Raw genomic sequence first — 17,854 nt, 5'->3', positions numbered from 1 at the left:
ACAGCCGGCAGGGAAGTGGAGGAGTACATGAACATCCGCATCGGCGTCGCTTGTGCGGCGCTGGCCGGCGCACTTGCCGGTTGCGCGCAACAGCCGGTCCAGACAGCCGCTCCCGACCTGCTGACCCTCGACACCCACGTCGACATCCCGCTGGACTACATGCGCGAGCCGCGCTACGACGTGGGCGGCGACAGCGTGCTCAAGGTGGACCTGGGCAAGATGGAGCGCGGTGGTCTCGATGGTGCGTTCTTCATCGTCTACGTGGGGCAGGGGCCGTTGACCGAAGCGGGCTATGCCGATGCGGTCGCACAGGCCGAACGCAAGTACTCGGCCATCGCACTGATGCTCGACAAATATCCCGACCGCATCCGGCTGGCGACCACGCCGGCGCAAATCCGCGACAACCAGGCGAGCGGCCTGCTGTCGGCAATGATCGGCATCGAGAATCCGTATTCACTCGGCCACGATCTGTCGCGTCTCGACACCGCCCATGCCCGCGGTGCCCGCTACGTCGGGCTCACCCACGTGGGCAACAACTCGGTGTGCAGCAGCGCCAATCCGGATGCCGAAGCCGGCGAGCCCGCGCACAACTCCGCACAGGACCCGGGGATGAGCGAGTTCGGCCGTGCGCTGGTCGCGCGCGCCAATGCGCTGGGGATGATGGTCGATGTCTCGCATGCCTCCGACAAGTGCGTGCTCGATGCGATCGCCGCTTCGCGGGCACCGGTGTTCGCCTCGCACTCCTCGGCACGGGGGCTGGTCGACGTGCCGCGCAACCTGCCCGACGACCTGTTGCGCGCGATCGCCGACGACGACGGGGTGGTACAGGCGGTCGCCTATTACGAGTTCGTCAAGCACGATCCTGCGCGGCAGGCTGCCGAGGAGGCGTTGAAGCAGGAGATCGCCCGCCAGTCGGGTGCCGAGGAATTCGACTGGGATGTCCACGGTGAGTTGCCGGCGTTGACCGCCGGAATGGCGCGGATCCAGCGCGAGCACCCGTTGGCCACCCTGCAGGAGTACGTCGACCATATCGACTACATGGTCGACCTGATTGGCATCGACCACGTGGGCATCGCTTCCGACTTCGATGGCGGCGGCGAGGTGACCGGCTGGATGGATGCCAGCGAGTCTCCCAACGTCACCGCGGAACTGCGCAGGCGCGGTTACAGCGATGCCGACATCGCCAAGCTGTGGGGTGGCAACCTGATGCGCGTCTGGCAGGCCGCCGGCGACGCCGCGGGCAGTGGGGCCGGTGCCCCGTGAGGAAGCTGCCGCAGGCTGCCATTGCACTGTTGATGGGTCTGTCCTGCGCCTCCGAGGCAGGAGCCGCGGAAGCCGCGGGAACAAGCCCGGCCCGGATCGACGAAATCGCCCGGGCCACCGTCGCCCGCTACCAGCTTCCGGGCCTCGCCATCGGTGTCATCGAGGGCGGTGAAGTGGTGTTTGCCCGCGGCTATGGCGAGACCGTCGCCGGCAGCGGCGACGCGGTTGATCCCGACACCCTGTTCAAGATCGCCTCCAACACCAAGGCGATGACCGCGAGCGTGCTGGCGCGGCTGGTCGATGCCGGCAAGCTGCGCTGGGACGACCCGGTGGTCAAGCACCTGCCGCAGTTCCGCATGCATGACCCCTGGGTCACGCAGCACATGACGGTGGCCGACCTGCTGGTGCACAACAGCGGCCTGCCCGAAGGCGGCGGCGACCTGATGCTGTGGCCGGAACCGAACCATTTCGACCGCGACGACATCATCAACGGCCTGGCCCACATCAAGCCTGCCTACGGCTTCCGCTCAGGCTACGCCTACGACAACCTGCTTTACGTCGTCGCGGGCGAGGTGGCGGCCGCGGTCGGCGGCGCGTCGTACGAGGAGATGGTGCGGCGCCAGGTGTTCCAGCCCCTCGGACTCGATCGATGCCGCGTCGGCGAGATCGACCGCAAGGCGGTCGGCAACATCGCCCGGCCGCACCGGCGCGAGGATGGCCGCAACATGCCGGCATCGGTCGAGGGCGACACCATCCCTGCGATCACCTCGGCCGCGGCCGGCGGCATCCGCTGCAGCCTCGACGACATGCTCGTTTGGGCGAAAAACTGGCTCGACCCGACCGAACGACAGCTGCAATGGCTGTCGGCGGATCAGCGCGAAGCGATGTGGACCGCGCGCACGCCGATGCCGATCTCGCAGCGCCGTCGCGACTGGGACAACACCCACTACTACGCCTACGCGTTCGGCTTCCGCCTGGCCGATGTCGACGGCGCCTGGACCGTCTCGCACACCGGTACGCTGTCGGGCATGTATTCGGTGATGACGCTGTTGCCGGACTCCGATTCCGGTTTCGTGGTGCTGATGAACGGCCAGGCCGACGAGGCCCGGACCGTGATCAACCAAGTGCTGCTCAAGCACTTCACGGCCCCGCAGGACAACGCCACCGTGGCCGGGTATGCCGCGCGCATCGCCAGCCAACCGGCATCGGGCGAGGGTTCATCCGCGCCCGACACCTCCGCGCGCAAGCCCGCCACGGCCACGGCCCTTTCAAGCCATCTCGGCCGCTACACCGACCCCTGGTTCGGCGAAATCTCGATATGCAGGGGCGACGGCGGCGTGCGCTTCACCTCGGCGAAGTCGCCGCGGCTGCGCGGGCAGGTGATGGTTGTCGGCGAGCGACTGCTGGTTGATTGGGACGGTCCGGGGCTTGATGAAGCCTGGCTCGATTTCGCGGCCCCGGGCGTGTCGCCCGCGCTGGCGATGGCCAAGGTGGATCCCAATGCCGACTTCAGTTCCGACTACGAGGACCTGGCCTTTGAACGCACCGGAAACTGTGACTAGGGCGATAACCCGGCTGGCGGCGGGCGCTCTCGCCACGTTGCTTTGCGCCTGCGCATCGACCACGCCGGCGCCACAGTTGTCGTCGGCACAGACGCACGACGAGGCCGGCCTGGTCGACATCCGCAGCCTCGTCCCCGACATCGCCCAGGATATCCGCTACGCCGGCAGCGACAACTTCGTCGGCATGCCGATCGACGGCTACGACGCGCCGCGCTGCTACCTGCTCGAACCGGTTGCCGAGGCATTGCAGAAGGTCGAACAGGGCCTGCGCGAACAGGACCTGCGTCTGAAGATCTTCGACTGCTACCGGCCAACGCGCGCGGTCGCGCACTTCGTCCGCTGGGCCCACGACCCCGACGACCAGCGCAACCGGGCTGACTACTACCCCGACATGGACAAGCCCGACCTGCTGGACGGCTACATCGCCGAGGTATCCGGCCACAGCCGCGGTGCCACGGTCGACCTGACCCTGCTGCAATGCGACGACGGAACGTGCGAACCGCTCGACATGGGCACCGGTTTCGATTTCTTCGGCCCGCGTGCCAACACCGACTCGCCGCTGGCCACCCCGGCCCAGCGCGCCAATCGCGCGCGCCTGCGCGGGGCGATGGCCCTGCACGGCTTCGTCAACTATCCGATGGAATGGTGGCACTACACGCTACAACCCGAACCGAGTCCGACGCTGATGTACGACATACCCGTGTCCCGACCCAGCACCGACCAGTTGATGGCCCGTTACGACGGCGACGTGCCCGGCGCATCGTTGCTGGTGCTCAAGGATGGCGAGCCGGTGGTGCGGCGCGGCTACGGCCGCTCGGATCTCGAGCGCGGCATCGAAGCCGGTCCGGCAACCAACTACCGGCTGGCGTCCGTCACCAAGCAGTTCACCGCCGCGGCGATCCTGCTGCTGGCGCAGGACGGCACGCTCGACCTCGACGACCCGCTGCGCCAGTGGCTGCCGTCGCTGCCACCGGCTACCGATGGAATCACCCTGCACCAGGTGCTCAGCCATACCTCGGGGCTGATCGACTACGAGGACGTCATCCCGGAGAACATGACCGCGCAATTGCACGATGCGGACGTGCTGCGCATCCTGGAGGGCCAGGACCGCACCTATTTCGAGCCCGGTAGCAGCTATCGCTACAGCAACAGCGGTTACGCGCTGCTGGCAGTGATCGTCGAGCGCGCTTCCGGGCAGGACTTCCCGGCATTCCTGCGCGAGCGGATCTTCCGGCCGCTGGGCATGCACGACACCCTGGCCTACGTGCAGGGCGGGCCCGAAGTGCCCAACCGGGCTTTCGGATACAGCCGGATCGACGGCGACTGGACCCGTACCGACCAGAGCCAGACCAGCGCGGTGCTCGGCGACGGCGGCATCTACTCATCGATCGATGACCTTGCCCAGTGGGACGCGGCGCTGTACGACGACCGCCTGCTGAGCGACGAATCGCGCCGGCTGGCGTTCAGCGCCGTGACCCCGACCGACGATCCCGCGGTGGAATACGGCTACGGTTGGCGCATCACCGGCGATAGCCTGTGGCATTCCGGCGAGACCATGGGGTTCCGCAACGTCATCGTGCGCTGGCCGCAGCAGCGGTTGACGGTGATCCTGCTGAGCAACCGCAACGACCCCGAGCCGTACCGGACCGCGTTGGAAATCGCGGCGCCGTGGCTGGAGGAATGAAGGAAAAGGTCGGGATTTCCCGCGATGCCAGAACCCGGAGGGCCGCGATTTCCCGCGGCCCCGGAACCAGAAAAGGCCGCGATTGCTCGCGGCCTTTTGGATTCATGGTGGAGCGGAGGGGGATCGAACCCCTGACCTCCACGATGCGAACGTGGCGCTCTCCCAGCTGAGCTACCGCCCCATGAAGGTGGTGATTCTAGCGGGCCGGAATGGACGGCGCCAGTCCCCGATTCGCTGGTCTCGACTAACCCGTCGTTACCCGGGCCCATGTAGGAGCGGCTTCAGCCGCGATCGGAAGATTGGTCGCGCGTCCGATTCCAGATCGCGGCTGAAGCCGCTCCTACGAAAAACAGCCTGCCTACTCGGACAGCAGCGGGGCCAGGCTCGGTTCCAGCAGTTCGCGGCGCCAGCCGGCGAGGGCCGCGGGCCACTCGCCGTGGTCGAGCAGCGTTTCCAGGTAGCGGCGCGATGCCAGCAGGCCATCGGGCAACCCCAACTCGGCGCTGCGGGCGGCGACTGCGTCCTGCAATTGGCGCACGCGGTTCTTGTCGCGCTTCTCGGCGACGCTGGCATCGGGCGTTTCGGCCTCGTCGTCCAGCGGCGTGGACAGTGCCCGCCAGATCGCGTCGCCGAGTTTGCGTGGGGCTTTCGGGTGGGCGTCCAGTTGCCCTTGCAGTGCGCCGCGATCGGATGGAGGGGTGCGGGCAAGGCCAACCGCGAGTTCGTTGTCGAGGATCCAACTGCGCGGCCGGTCGCTGTCGCGCGCCTGGGCCTCGCGCCAGCGTAACAACCGCACCAGCCGGCGCTGGGCATCCAGGTCGAGGAAATGCGCGCTGCGCATCGACAGGTGGGGCCAGCGTTCAAGCGCGTCGGAATCGGCGCTGGCGACGGTACGGCGGGCGTCGTCGGCCAGCCACTGCCGACGCCCGAGTTCGCCGAGCATGTCGTCCAGCGCGTCGTGCATCTCGAACAGATGGCGGACATCGTCCGCCGCGTATTCCAACTGCGACGGCGACAACGGCCGGCGCAGCCAGTCGGAGCGGGTCTCGCCCTTGCTCAGCATCACACCGGTGATCCGCTCGACCAGCTTCTGGTAGCCCATGCCGCCGGCGATCCCGGCCAGCGCGGCCGCGAGCTGGGTGTCGAACAATGGTCGCGGCACCACCTTGCAGGCATGCCTGAAGGCGACCAGGTCCTCGCTGGGACTGTGCATGACCTTGAGGATCGACTCATCGGCGAGGATTGGCGCGAGCGCATCGGTGATCCCCGGCGCCAGCGGGTCGACCAGCAGGATCTCGATGGCGGCCCCGCGCTCGATCGCGACCTGCACCAGCGCCAGTTGCGGCCAGTAGGTGCGTTCGCGGATGAACTCGGTATCCAGGCCGATGCGCGCCGGGCGGCTGGTGAAGCGGGCGGTCAGCTCGGCCGGATCGGTGATCCAGGCCGGCGTGGTTGAATCGGCGGCGGTCGGGGCGGGATTTGTCGGTTCGATGGGCACTTTGCGTGGATCGCGATTCGAGTTGCCGGGGTGGGCGACAATAGCCTACTTTCAGGGCGCCCTCGCGGGGGCGCCGGTGGGCCGTCAGGCAGGGAGGACGATTGCGAGCAAGGTTGTCAGCGGGATTGCCAGCATCAACGCCGCCAGTGCCGGTGTCGCGGACGCCTGTCCGCCGGAGCCGCATGTGGGTGGTCGGCGTGCTGGTCGCGGCCGCGTTGGCCACCACGCTGGCCGGTTGCTCCGGCGACGACGATTCGACATCGCCCGCGACCCCGGAAGCCCCCGGCCGCCCCGGTTCGCCAATCGTGACCATCGGTGCGGGGCAGGAGGTCTCGCCGGTCCCGCCATGGAGCGCGCCCGAGGTCGAGATCGATGCGGACAACGTCGCACAGCTCAAAGTGGATGCCTCCGCGGCGCTGGAAGCGGGCGAGCTTTTTGGTGAGGACGACGATGCGATCCCGCTGTACCTGGCGCTGCGCGAGCACGCCCCCGGGGACGCCGATGTGGCTGCCGGCTTCCAGCAGGCACTGGGTGCGGTGATCGAACGGGGCGATGACGCGCTTGCGGCGATCGACGACGACCCGGCCGCGCTGCGGCGTGCCCACCAGGTTGCCGCGGTGGCCCGCGAAGCGGCGCCGGATGCGGATCCGGTGGTCGAATACCTGGGCCGGCTCGATCGCGCCGACCAGGCGGCGCAGGCCAACCGGCGGGGCGAGCAGGCGCTCAACGCGCGACGGATCATCGGCGACGACGGCAACGCGGCAATCGACCGTTTCCGCGAGGCGCTGCAACTGCGACCCGGCGACGCGCGGGCGCTGCAGGGACTCGCCGCCGCCGAAAGCGCACTGATCCGCCAGGCCGAACTGGCGGCCAACCAGGACGACTACGCCGCGGCCGCGCAGTGGCTCGACAAGGCGGCCACGGTCCGACCGGAGATGCAGACGGTGCCCGAAGCCCGGCAGCGCATTGCGCGCCACCGCGCATCGCGGGTCGGCAACCTGCGCGACCTCGGGCTGGCCGCACTGACCCGCGAGGGCGGCATCGACGAAGCGCGCCGCCATCTCGCGGACCTGTTGCGCATCGCCCCGGAGGGTGATCCGGCGGCGGTTGAATTGCGCGAGCAGATCGAACTCACCAGCCATTACGGGTTGTTCCGCCCCGGCCAGGCGTTCACCGAGGCACTGGAGCGTGGCGGCCGGGGCCCGGAGATGGTGGTCGTCCCGCACGGCGCGTTCCGGATGGGCGCGGGACCGGACGAGGAGGGCGCCAGCGATGTCGAGCGCCCTGCCCGCAACGTGCGTTTCGACCGTGGCCTGGCGGTGTCGCGCAACGAGATCACCGTCGGTGAGTTCCGCCGGTTCGTCACCGCAACGGGGTACGAGGCACGGGCGACCCGCCGCGGGTATTCCACGGTCTACGACGAGCGCAGCGGCAACCTGGTGCGGCGCAGCGGCATCGACTGGCGCTCCGACTACGCCGGCAACCCGGCCGGCGACAGCCTGCCGGTGGTGCATGTCAGTGCCCAGGATGCGAAGGCGTTCGCCGAATGGCTGTCGGCCCAGACCGGCCACGCCTACCGCCTGCCCAGCGAGGCCGAGTTCGAACACATGCTCCGCGCGGGCAGCGACTCGCGGTTCCCCTGGGGTCAGGGCACCCCGCCTGCCGGGGCCGGCAACTTCACCGGCAGCAAGGACGAGTCGCCCGGCGGGCGCCACTGGCGCAACGCCTTCGAGGGTTACGGCGACGACGCGTGGGGTCCGGCGCGGGTGGGGTCCTACGCGGCCAATGCATTCGGCCTTCACGACCTCGCCGGCAATGTCAGCGAGTGGGTCGCCGATTGCTGGCACGACGGTTACCGTCGCGCGCCACCGGATGGCCAGGCTTGGATCAACCCGGGTTGCAGGGAGCAGGTGGTGCGGGGCGGGTCGTGGGCCAGCTCCCCGACCCAGACCCGCTCGGCCTGGCGCCTGGGCAGCGAGATCGGTACCACCAACGCGCGGGTCGGTTTCCGCGTGGTGCGGGAAATCTGACAACAATCAACGTCCCGGTGTCGCCGGGCAAGGAGCGCTGAATGAACATCTCCCTGGGACGCGCGCGCGGCAGCTCTGCGGGTGGCCGGCGTCGCGGCGGCGGCATCCGTTGGTGGATCCTGTTGCTGTTCGCCGGGTACGCGGCGTGGCAGTGGTTCGGCAGCGCCGAGACCGATCCGTACACCGGCGAGACCGCGCATTACGGGGCCAGTGCAGAGGAAGAGGTCCAATTGGGCGCGCAGGCCTACCAGCAGGTGCTGGGTGATGCCCAGGCGCAGGGTGCGCTGATGCCGGCCGATTCCGAAGTCAGCCGCCAGATCAGCACGATCGCGCAGCGACTGGTCGCGCGGGTGCCGCAGGTCACCAGCGACCTGGCCGCCATGCACCAGCAGCAGACGCCCACCGCCTACCAGCAGTTCCAGTGGGATGTCAGCGTGATCCAGTCCGACCAGGCCAACGCGTTCTGCCTGCCGGGCGGGAAGATGGCGGTCTACACCGGCCTGCTGCCGATCGCCCAGAGCGAGGATGCGATGGCGGTGGTGATGGGCCACGAGATCGCCCATGCGCTGCTCCGCCACGGCTCCCAGCGCATGGCCCAGCAGAAGCTGGTGCAGATGGGGCAGATGGCCGCCGGCATGGCGTTGGGCGGGATGGATCCGGGACAGCAGCAGGCGGTGATGGCCGCGCTCGGCGCCGGCGCGCAGTACGGGTTCATCCTGCCGTATGGGCGCGACCACGAGACCCAGGCCGACCAGGTGGGCCTGATGCTGGCGGCGGCGGCCTGCTACGACCCGCGCACCGCGATCCCGCTATGGGAGCGGATGTCGCAACTGGGCGGCGGCGAGCGTCCCCCGGAGTTCGCCTCGACCCACCCCGATCCGGCCAACCGCATCCAGACCCTGCAATCGTTGATGCCGCAGGCGGTCGGGTTCCACGAGAAATACTGTGGTGGGCAATCCCTGCAATGACCGCGGCGAACCGAACCCGTCTTTCGTAGGAGCGGCTTCAGCCGCGATCGGGAGTTGGCGCGGGCGAACGGTTTCCGATCGCGGCTGAAGCCGCTCCTACCGAGGGCGTGTCGCCAGGACCGGTCTCAGCGCTTGCCTTCGGGTTTCTTGCCCGACGCCGGACTCTGGCCGACGCTGCCCGACAGGTTCTGCAGTTCCTTCCACATCGCCAGGTTGCGTTCGGTCAGCTGGTTCATCATCGCCCACGGCGTCTGGCCGATCATCCCGCCCATCTGCTTGCGGAACTGTTGCTGCTGCTCCAGGAAACCCTGCATCGAGCGTTCCAGGTAGCTGCCCATGAAGCCCTGCAGCGAGTCGCCATAGAACCGGATGATCTGGCTGAGCAACTGGGTCGAGAGCATCGGCTCTCCGTCCTGTTCGTGCTCGGTGATGATCTGCAGCAACACCTGCCGCGTCAGGTCCTCGCCCGAACGCGCGTCGCGGACCTCGAAATCCTCGTTGTCGACGATCAACTGGCGGACATCCTCGATCGTGATGTAGCTGGAGATCTCGGTGTCGTACAGGCGGCGGTTGGGGTACTTCTTGATGACGCGGGTCGAGGCCATGGAGCAAACGCTCAGAGTCATGATGCTTTGCAGCATGGCGCAGGCCGCGGCCGCTTTGCAACTTGTGGCGGGAGCGCCTCACCAGCCCATGTACTGGCCGCCGTTCGCCGACAGGTTGGCGCCGGTGATCCAGCCGGCCTCGTCGGGCATGAAGAAGCTGACCGCGTAGGCGATCTCCTCCGGCGTGCCGAGGCGGCCGGTCGGGATCTGCGCGACGATCTTGTTGCGCACCTCCTCGGGCACCGCCATCACCATGTCGGTGCCGATGTAGCCTGGCGAGACGGTGTTGACGGTGATGCCGAACTTCGCGTTTTCCTGCGCCAGCGAGATGGTGAAGCCGTGCATGCCGGCCTTGGCCGCGGCGTAGTTGGCCTGGCCGTACTGGCCCTTCTGGCCATTGATCGAGCTGATCTGCACGATCCGCCCCCACTTGCGCGCGCGCATGCCCTCGATCACCGGGCGGGTGACGTTGAAGCAGGAGTTGAGGTTGGTGCAGATAACGTCGTTCCACTGCTGCGCGCTCATCTTGTGGAACGTCGAGTCGCGGGTGATGCCGGCGTTGTTGACCAGGATATCGATGGGGCCGAGCTGGCTCTCGACCTCGCGTACCAGCGCCTCGGCCTGCCCGGGCGAGGACACGTCGCCCTGCGCCAGTGCCACGTCGACGCCGGCGGACTTCATCTTCTCCTGCCAGGCACGCCCGCGGGCCTCGTCGCGGAAGTTGGTCGCGACCTTGTGGCCCATGTCGGCCAGTCGCTTGACGATCGAGGTGCCGATGCCACCGGTACCGCCGGTGACCAACGCGACGCGTGCCTGCATGCTGCTCTCCATCTGCCTGGGAAACTCCCCACGAAATACTAGTCCGGGATTGTGAAATCCCTGTTGTGCAACGCGGGAGGCGGAGCCACGCCGCGCGGGATCCGGTCGGGTTGGAACGAGGTGCGCGCGGCGACGAGCAGGTCCGCGACGCGGGTGGCCCCGGCCAGCGCGTGTGCCGCCTGGCCGAGGGCCGCCCAGGCGCGGCGCAGCGCAGGTAGCGGGTCGCCGGGGTTGACTGGTTGCGCCGCATCCGACTTGGAGAGCTTCCGGCCTTCCGGGTCGAGGACCAGCGGCAGGTGGGCATACCGCGGTGTCGGCAACCGCAGCGCGCGTTGCAGCAGGATCTGGCGCGGCGTGGAATCGAGCAGGTCGGCGCCGCGCACGACATCCGTGATGCCCTGGTCCGCGTCGTCCACCACCACCGCCAGCTGGTAGGCCCAGCAGCCATCGGCGCGCTTGAGCACGAAGTCGCCGACTTCGATGGCGACGTCCTGCGATTGCGGGCCCTGGATGCCGTCGATGAAGTCGATGCGGGTACCTTCATCGACCCGCAGGCGGATCGCCGGGTCCGGTCGCGTCGCCGAAGCGACGCAGTGACGGTGGATCCCGCCGGTCGCAACCAGGTCGGTGCGGCTGCAGTGGCAGGTGAACGCGCGACCGTCCGCCAGCAACTGGTCCAGCGCGCGCTGGTAGATCACGTCGCGCCCGCTCTGGCGCACCACCGGGGCATCGGAGGCCAGGCCGAATGCGGCCAGCGCGGCGAGCTGACGATCAGCGGCGCCGGCAACTTCCCGCGGGCCGTCCACGTCCTCGATCCGCACCCACCATTCTCCGCCGGCCGCATGCGCCAGCAACCAGCTGCCGAACGCGGCCAGCAGCGAGCCGGCGTGCAGGTCGCCGGTGGGCGAGGGTGCGAAGCGGCCGCGGTAGCCGGCGGACGACGCCGCGGGTGCTGATGAAGTCGGGAGTACGGCTGGACCCACTCGGCAAACCCGTCACCTTGAATTCGCCGTGAGCCTGCCACATTTTTCGTCGGTAGCCGCGCATCGGGCGCGACCGGGTCAACGACATGTTCAAGCGGATCGGATTGTTCCTCGCCACCAACCTCGCCGTGATGGTGCTGCTCGGCATCGTGCTGAGCGTGCTGCAGGGCGTGTTCGGGGTCACCCTCGGCAACAACGGCGTGCTGCTGGTGATGGCCGCGCTGTTCGGCTTCGGCGGCTCGCTGGTGTCGCTGCTGATGTCGAAGTGGATGGCCAAGCGCGGCACCGGCGCGCAGGTCATCAAGCAGCCACGCAACGAGGCCGAGCAATGGCTGCTGGCCACCGTCGGTCGGCAGGCCGCCGCGGCCGGGATCAAGATGCCCGAGGTGGCGATCTACGACGCGCCGGAGATCAACGCCTTCGCCACCGGGCCGAGCCGCAACAACTCGCTGGTCGCGGTGTCGACCGGCCTGCTGCAACAGATGGACCGCAACGAGGCCGAGGCCGTCCTGGGGCACGAGGTCAGCCACGTGGCCAACGGCGACATGGTGACGATGGCGCTGATCCAGGGCGTGCTCAACACCTTCGTGATCGTGCTGGCGCGGCTGGTCGGCCGCGTGATCGACAGCTATCTCAGCGGCAACCGCGAGGGCGGTCCGGGGTTCGGCTATTACATCATCGTGTTCGTGCTGGACATGGTGTTCGGGCTGTTCGCGAGCATGATCGCGATGTGGTTCTCGCGGCATCGCGAGTTCCGCGCCGATGCCGGCGGTGCCAGCCTTGCCGGTCGCGACAAGATGGTCGCCGCGTTGCAGCGGCTGTCGTTGAACCACGGGGTCAACACCCTGCCCAAGCAGGTCGCGGCCTTCGGCATCAGCGGCGCGATCGGCCACGGCCTCAAGCGTCTGTTGATGAGCCACCCGCCGCTGGAAGAACGCATCGCCGCGTTGCGGCAGATGCCGGACACGATCCGGACCGCCGCATGACCGCGGCGGGTTCATCCGGTCAGGAGAAGTCGTAGTCCATCGAGGGCCCTGCCTGGGCGAGGAAGTGGCCCTGGGCGTAGTCGATCCCGGCACTGAACAGGATCGTCATGCTGGCCGCGTCCTGCACGAATTCGGCGATGGCCTGCTTGCCGAGTTCGTGGGCCCGGGTCGCGATCTCGCGGATCTTCTGCTGGTACTCGGGGTTGGCCCCCAGGTCTTCCATGAAGGCGCGGTCGAGCTTGACCAAGTCGGCATCGAAATGGCTCAGCAACTGGAACGAGTTGAGCCCGCTGCCGAACTGCTCCAGGCCGACCCGCACTCCCGCCTTGGACGCGCGTTGCTGGAACGCCTGCGCCGCCTTGAGGTGGGTGGATACCTTCGACTCGGTGAGCTGCAGCACCAGCAGGCTGCCGTCGGCACCGTGCGTGGCCAGCTTTTCCTCGATGTGCTGCAGCAGGCTGTCGTCCTGCAGCGACGCTTCGGTGATCCGGACCATCAGGGTGGTGCGGTGGCCGGCCTTGAGCCGTTCGCCGATGTCGGCGATCGCGCGGCCCACCATCCAGCGGTCGATCTCCCACAGCAGGCCGTGTTCCTCGGCGATCTGCAGGAAGGTCAGCGGCTGCACCAGTTCGCCGTGTTCGCCCTGCATGCGCAGGTAGACGTCGTAGATCTCGATGGGCTCGCCGTGCAGGCTCATCAGCGGCTGGTAGTAGGGGACGAACCGGTCGCTGTCGATCGCGTCGCGGATCCGGTTGACCCAGGCTTCGACGCGCTCTTCCTCGGCACGGTCGACCGCGCCGGGGTCGAAGATGTCGACCCGGTTGCCGCCGACGCCGATGGCCGATTGCACGCCCTGGCTGGCCTTGCCGAGCACCGCCGCGACGCTGGCGATCTTCTGTCCGATCTGCACGCCGCCGATGCTCGCGGTGGCGTTGAGCGAGCGGTCGTCGATGTCGAGCACGCTGTCGGCGAACGCCGCGCGCACCGTCTCGGCCAAGGCCGACGTCGCGGCGTAATCGCTGCCGCGACGAAGTACCGCGAACTGGTGTTCGCCGAAGCGGGCGACGACGTCGTCGGGGCCGAGCGCGTTGCGCAGGCGTGCGGCACAGGCGGCGATCAGCTCGTCGGCGGCGTCCAGCCCGAGTTCCTGCAGCAGGCGTGAATAGTGGTCCGGTTCGACCAGCAGCAGCGCGTGGTGGCTGGCGTTCTGGCCGGCATCGGCAACCGCGTCCTCGAGCGCGCGCAGGAAGGTCGCGCGGTTGAGCAGGCCGGTGGCCTGGTCGCGCTGGCGCAGTTCCTCGACCTCGCGGGCCAGCTCCGGATCGAGCTCCTGGCGGCGCAGGATCACCTGCTGGCAGGTTTCACCTTCATAGCTGGCCGCGGTGAACTCCATCACCGCCGGGAAGCTGTTGCCTTCGAGCGTCCGCGCCTCGATCTCATGCCGTGGTGGTGGCGCCTCGCCCTTGCCGAGCCGCTTGAGCAGCTGCTTGAATTCGTCGACATGCTGCGGTGCGACCAGGTCCAGCAGCGACATGCCCTCGATGTCCTCGAACGATTCGAAGCCGAACATCTCCAGGTAGGCGCTGTTGGCGCGGATGTGCATGCCCTCGTGGACATAGGCGATCGGATCGCGCGAGGAGTCGATCAATGCATCGCACCGGCGCTCGGTCTCGCGGACCTGCGACTCGAGCCGGCGCAGCGAACGGCGCGCCTCGAGGTCGGCCCACTCGTTGCGGACGGTGCCCTCGATCTGCGCGATGCGGTCGCGCAGCACCACGCTGCGGACGCCAAGCGAACTGGCCTGCAACAGGCTGGCGTCGTCGATGCTGTCCAGCAGCAGCAGCACCGGCAAATCCTTGCCGCTGGCGGCGACGTGCTGCATGACGGTGGCGAAGGGCACGCTGGTGGCGTCCCGCGCGATCAGCACGAAATCCGGCGGCTGGTTGGCCAGCAGCGCGAGGAAGTCGGACTCGGTTTCGGGGCGGTTGGGCCGAACGGCGATGCCGCTGTTGCGAAGCCCGCTGGCAATGGCTTCGGCGGCCTCGACACTGTCGTCGACGATCAACAGCCGCAGCACCATGTCCTTACCCACTTGCATAGGCCCTCCGTCCGGGTCCGTTGGCATCTGTTGCAGGGAGGGCAGCATGCTCACGCCGCACTCGGCCGGCAAGGCGGCCGGATGTGACCCGCCCGCCATCGCGGCTTCGCCGCTCGCATATATAAGCATGTTGTCCCCCTGCGTTTCCGCGGACGTTGCCGTCCGGATTGCCGGGCCTGGCCCGTAGGCCCGTCGCTCAGCGACGTTGCGCGACCCGTTTCGACGCATTCCGCCGTGTTATGACAGATGCCGGAGCCACCGTCCATTGCGCCTCTCTGGAGTTGAGACGCAAGTTGGTGCTCAGAGCGGCCGCTTGCCGCTGTCGCCGGGGATTTCGCGCACCAGCCGGGGCACCAGGTATCCCGACAGGCGGGCGGCGAGGCTGGCGTGGAGCGCCCGGGCGCGGTCGTCCCCGACCTCGAAGTGGGCCGCACCCTGCACCCGGTCGAGCTGGTGCAGGTAATAGGGCAATACGCCGGCCTGGAACCCGCGCTCACTCAATGCCGCCAGCGCCTCGACCGAATCATTGACCCCGCGCAGCAACACGGCCTGGTTGAGCAGGGTCGCACCCGCTCGGCGCAGGCGGCCCATGGCGGCATCGACGTTGGCGTCGAACTCGTTGGCGTGGTTGGCATGCAGCACCACGGTCACCGGCCACGGCAGGCCCCCGAGCCAGTCGAGCAGGGCCTCGTCGATCCGTTCAGGCAGGACCACGGGCAGCCGGGTGTGGATACGCAGGCGCTTGAGGTGCGCGATTCCGGCAAGCGCACGGGTCAGCTCGGCCAGCTTGGGCGTGGCGAGCGACAGAGGATCGCCGCCGGACAGGATCACCTCGTCGATGCTGCTGTCGGCACCAATCAGCGCCACTGCCTCGCGCCAGCCAGCCGCAGCCGCGGTTTCGTCGGCATACGGAAAATGGCGGCGGAAGCAGTAACGGCAGTTGATCGCGCAGCTGCCGGTGGCCACCAGCAAGGCGCGGCCCCGGTACTTCTGGATCACCCCGTGGCCGGAGCGGGCGGCGCCGTCGCCAACCGCGTCGAGGCTGAAGCCGGGCATCGGCTGCATTTCCGCGCCCAGCGGCAGCACCTGGCGCAGCAACGGGTCGTCAGGGTCGCCATGGCGCATGCGGGTGACGAAGCCGCGCGGCACCCGCAGCGGGAACTGCGCGGCGGCGTCGGCGGAAACGCCCATGGCGTCCGGATCGAGCCCAAGCATCCCGAGCAGCTCGCGAGGGTCGCGCACCGCCTCGCGCCACAACTGCTGCCAGCGCGGCGGCTGCGGGGTTGACGGCGTCTGCAAGGCTGGGGCGGCGGGCGTCACTGCGGTTATCATTCGGGTCCGGTTTTGCCTGCATCCGACCTTTGGGCCGGGCGCAGCCCGACATTCTAGCCGCCCGGCACCTGCCGGGCCGGGTCACTCCATTCATCTACACCGCAGGAGTTCCAGCATGGCCAGTTACGGCATGAACGACGTAAAGAACGGGATGAAGATCCTGGTCAACAACGACCCGTGCATCATCACCGACACCGAGTACGTCAAGCCGGGCAAGGGCCAGGCATTCACCCGCATGAAGTACCGCAGCATCAAGAGCGGCCGGGTGCAGGAAATCACCATGAAGGCGACCGACAACGTCGAAGCCGCCGACGTGGTCGAGACCGACATGCAGTTCCTCTACGCCGACGGCGAGCACTGGCATTTCATGGACCCGACCAGCTTCGAGCAGGTCCAGGCCGACAAGAACGGCGTGGGCGATGCCCACAAGTGGCTCAAGGGCGAGGAAGAGTGCGTGGTGACGCTGTGGGCCGGCGTGCCGATCTTCGTGACCCCGCCGAACTTCGTCGAACTCAAGATCACCGAGACCGACCCGGGCGTCCGTGGCGACACCTCCGGTGGTGGCGGCAAGCCGGCCACGCTGGAGACCGGCGCGGTGGTGCGCGTGCCGCTGTTCGTCGGCCAGGAAGAGGTCATCAAGGTCGATACCCGCTCCGGCGAGTACGTCAGCCGGGTCAAGTAAATGACTGATCGCACCCCCCAGCCCTGCGACCTGCTGATCGAGGCCGGCTGGGTGGTGCCGGTCGAGCCGCGCGGCGTGGTCCTGCAGGACCATGCCGTGGCGGTTACCGGCGGTGTCATCGTCGCGTTGTTGCCGATCGCCGAGGCGCGCGCGCGTTTCGACGCGAAGGAAACCGTGTCGCGTCCCGATGCGGCGCTGATGCCCGGCCTGGTCAACGCGCATACGCACAACCCGATGACGCTGCTGCGCGGGGTTGCCGACGACCTGCCGCTGATGGAGTGGCTGAACGGCCACATCTGGCCGATCGAGGCGGCGGTGATCGGGCCGGAGTTCGTCGCCGACGGCGTGACCCTGGCGATCGCCGAGATGCTGCGTGGCGGTACCACCTGCGCCAACGAGAACTACTTCTTCCCCGACGTGCAGGCCGCGACCTACAAGCGCCACGGCTTCCGCGCGCGGGTGGGCCTGCCGGTGATCGACTTCCCGACCGCGTGGGCGGCCAGCGACGACGAATACTTCGATCGCGCGGCCGAAGTCTTCGACCAGTGGCGCGATGACGCGCTGGTATCCACGGCGTTCGTCCCGCATGCGCCGTACACGGTGTCGGACGCGAGCTTCGAACGGATCCGGATGCTGGCCGACCAGCTCGATGTGCCGGTCCACCTGCACACGCACGAGACCCGGCATGAAGTCGAGGAGTCGCTGCAGAAATACGGCCAGCGTCCGCTGGCGCGGCTCGACCGGCTTGGACTGGTCAATGACCGCCTGATCGCGGTGCACATGACCGACGTGACCGATGCCGAGATCGAGCTGTGCGCGCAGCGTGGCGTCAGCGTGGTGCATTGCCCCGAATCCAACCTCAAGCTGGCATCGGGTTTCTGCCCGGTCGGCAAGTTCGAGCAGGCCGGCGTCAACATCGCGATCGGCACCGACGGCGCGGCCAGCAACAACGACCTCGACATGTTCGGCGAGACCCGCACCGCCGCCCAGCTTGCCAAGGCCGTCGCCGGTGATGCCGCGGCCTTCAGTGCTGCCACCGCGCTGCGTGCGGCAACCCTGGGCGGGGCGAAGGCCATGGGCCTGGAGCACGCGATCGGCTCGATTGAAATCGGCAAGCAGGCCGACCTGGCCTGCGTCGATCTGTCCCAGCTCGAAACCCAGCCACTGCACAACGTGGTGTCGCAACTGGTCTATGCCACCGGCCGGCACCAGGTCAGCGATGTCTGGATCGGCGGCGTGGCCAGGCTGCGCGAGCGCGTGCTGGTCGGCATCGACGCGGCGGCAGTGGTCGCCAACGCCCGGCAATGGCGACAGCGGATCGCCGCGGTCCGGGCCTGAGGAGTT

General features: G+C 68.3%; 14 protein-coding genes, 1 tRNA gene and 1 pseudogene. 9 read left to right on the top strand and 7 right to left on the bottom strand.

The annotated features are described in order from the left end of the window. Window positions 1-27: 27 nt before the first annotated feature. From ACT9F5_RS04050 to ACT9F5_RS04035, 4 genes and pseudogenes are all read left to right on the top strand, one after another. On the top strand, window positions 28-1,263 hold the full coding sequence (locus ACT9F5_RS04050; RefSeq protein WP_445118639.1) for a membrane dipeptidase: 1,236 nt from the start codon (window positions 28-30) through the stop codon (window positions 1,261-1,263). 32 nt (window positions 1,264-1,295) lie between these two features. After that, window positions 1,296-2,825 (top strand): serine hydrolase, encoded by a 1,530-nt coding sequence (locus tag ACT9F5_RS04045; protein ID WP_445119491.1) that lies wholly within the window; start codon window positions 1,296-1,298, stop codon window positions 2,823-2,825. After that, window positions 2,764-3,495 (top strand): annotated as a pseudogene (locus ACT9F5_RS04040) (M15 family metallopeptidase); the annotation flags it as partial. The gene ACT9F5_RS04045 and the pseudogene ACT9F5_RS04040, both read left to right, overlap by 62 nt. Window positions 3,496-3,510: 15 nt before the next feature. Further along, window positions 3,511-4,509: a serine hydrolase gene (locus tag ACT9F5_RS04035; protein WP_445119490.1), complete on the top strand. Its 999-nt coding sequence runs from the start codon at window positions 3,511-3,513 to the stop codon at window positions 4,507-4,509. A 105-nt stretch (window positions 4,510-4,614) separates the two neighbouring features. Here the strand turns inward: ACT9F5_RS04035 and ACT9F5_RS04030 are convergent. Together ACT9F5_RS04030 and rnd are read right to left on the bottom strand one after the other, a co-directional pair. Then, a tRNA-Ala gene (locus tag ACT9F5_RS04030) sits at window positions 4,615-4,690 on the bottom strand. A 177-nt stretch (window positions 4,691-4,867) separates the two neighbouring features. Beyond that, window positions 4,868-6,007 (bottom strand): ribonuclease D, encoded by a 1,140-nt coding sequence (gene rnd / locus ACT9F5_RS04025; protein ID WP_445118638.1) that lies wholly within the window; start codon window positions 6,005-6,007, stop codon window positions 4,868-4,870. A 182-nt stretch (window positions 6,008-6,189) separates the two neighbouring features. Here rnd and ACT9F5_RS04020 point away from each other — a divergent pair, with 182 nt between their 5' ends. Further along, window positions 6,190-8,037, top strand: coding sequence for an SUMF1/EgtB/PvdO family nonheme iron enzyme (locus ACT9F5_RS04020; RefSeq protein WP_445118637.1), 1,848 nt, complete (start codon window positions 6,190-6,192; stop codon window positions 8,035-8,037). A 41-nt stretch (window positions 8,038-8,078) separates the two neighbouring features. After that, window positions 8,079-9,005: a M48 family metalloprotease gene (locus ACT9F5_RS04015; RefSeq protein WP_445118636.1), complete on the top strand. Its 927-nt coding sequence runs from the start codon at window positions 8,079-8,081 to the stop codon at window positions 9,003-9,005. Between the two features lie 125 nt (window positions 9,006-9,130). Here the strand turns inward: ACT9F5_RS04015 and phaR are convergent, their stop codons facing one another. The 3 genes from phaR to gluQRS are packed head-to-tail and all read right to left on the bottom strand — an operon-like array spanning window position 9,131 to window position 11,412. Next, the gene (gene phaR, locus ACT9F5_RS04010; RefSeq protein ID WP_445118635.1) at window positions 9,131-9,646 is read right to left on the bottom strand and encodes a polyhydroxyalkanoate synthesis repressor PhaR; all 516 of its coding nucleotides are present in this window, start codon (window positions 9,644-9,646) and stop codon (window positions 9,131-9,133) included. Window positions 9,647-9,688: 42 nt separating this feature from the next. Further along, on the bottom strand, window positions 9,689-10,429 hold the full coding sequence (gene phbB / locus ACT9F5_RS04005; RefSeq protein ID WP_445118634.1) for an acetoacetyl-CoA reductase: 741 nt from the start codon (window positions 10,427-10,429) through the stop codon (window positions 9,689-9,691). Window positions 10,430-10,467: 38 nt separating this feature from the next. Beyond that, entirely contained in the window at window positions 10,468-11,412 is a 945-nt protein-coding gene (gene gluQRS / locus ACT9F5_RS04000) for a tRNA glutamyl-Q(34) synthetase GluQRS (RefSeq protein ID WP_445118633.1), read from the bottom strand. Between the two features lie 86 nt (window positions 11,413-11,498). Between gluQRS and htpX the strand changes: the two genes are divergently transcribed. Next, the gene (gene htpX, locus ACT9F5_RS03995; protein ID WP_445118632.1) at window positions 11,499-12,398 is read left to right on the top strand and encodes a protease HtpX; all 900 of its coding nucleotides are present in this window, start codon (window positions 11,499-11,501) and stop codon (window positions 12,396-12,398) included. Window positions 12,399-12,417: 19 nt separating this feature from the next. Here the strand turns inward: htpX and ACT9F5_RS03990 are convergent, their stop codons facing one another. Beyond that, window positions 12,418-14,496: an EAL domain-containing protein gene (locus ACT9F5_RS03990; RefSeq protein ID WP_445118631.1), complete on the bottom strand. Its 2,079-nt coding sequence runs from the start codon at window positions 14,494-14,496 to the stop codon at window positions 12,418-12,420. A 300-nt stretch (window positions 14,497-14,796) separates the two neighbouring features. Next, window positions 14,797-15,816 carry an EF-P beta-lysylation protein EpmB gene (gene epmB, locus ACT9F5_RS03985; RefSeq protein WP_445118630.1) on the bottom strand — a complete coding sequence of 340 codons (1,020 nt, stop codon included), beginning with the start codon at window positions 15,814-15,816 and terminating at the stop codon, window positions 14,797-14,799. A gap of 127 nt (window positions 15,817-15,943) precedes the next feature. On the opposite strand from epmB, the gene efp reads away from it, so the two are divergent. Beyond that, the gene (efp, locus tag ACT9F5_RS03980; protein ID WP_445118629.1) at window positions 15,944-16,510 is read left to right on the top strand and encodes an elongation factor P; all 567 of its coding nucleotides are present in this window, start codon (window positions 15,944-15,946) and stop codon (window positions 16,508-16,510) included. Beyond that, entirely contained in the window at window positions 16,511-17,848 is a 1,338-nt protein-coding gene (locus tag ACT9F5_RS03975; RefSeq protein ID WP_445118628.1) for a TRZ/ATZ family hydrolase, read from the top strand. It abuts the gene before it with no gap. Window positions 17,849-17,854 lie beyond the last annotated feature (6 nt).

The sequence above is a fragment of the Lysobacter sp. F6437 genome (assembly GCF_052547215.1).
This window is presented reverse-complemented; position numbering and strand designations above follow the sequence as displayed.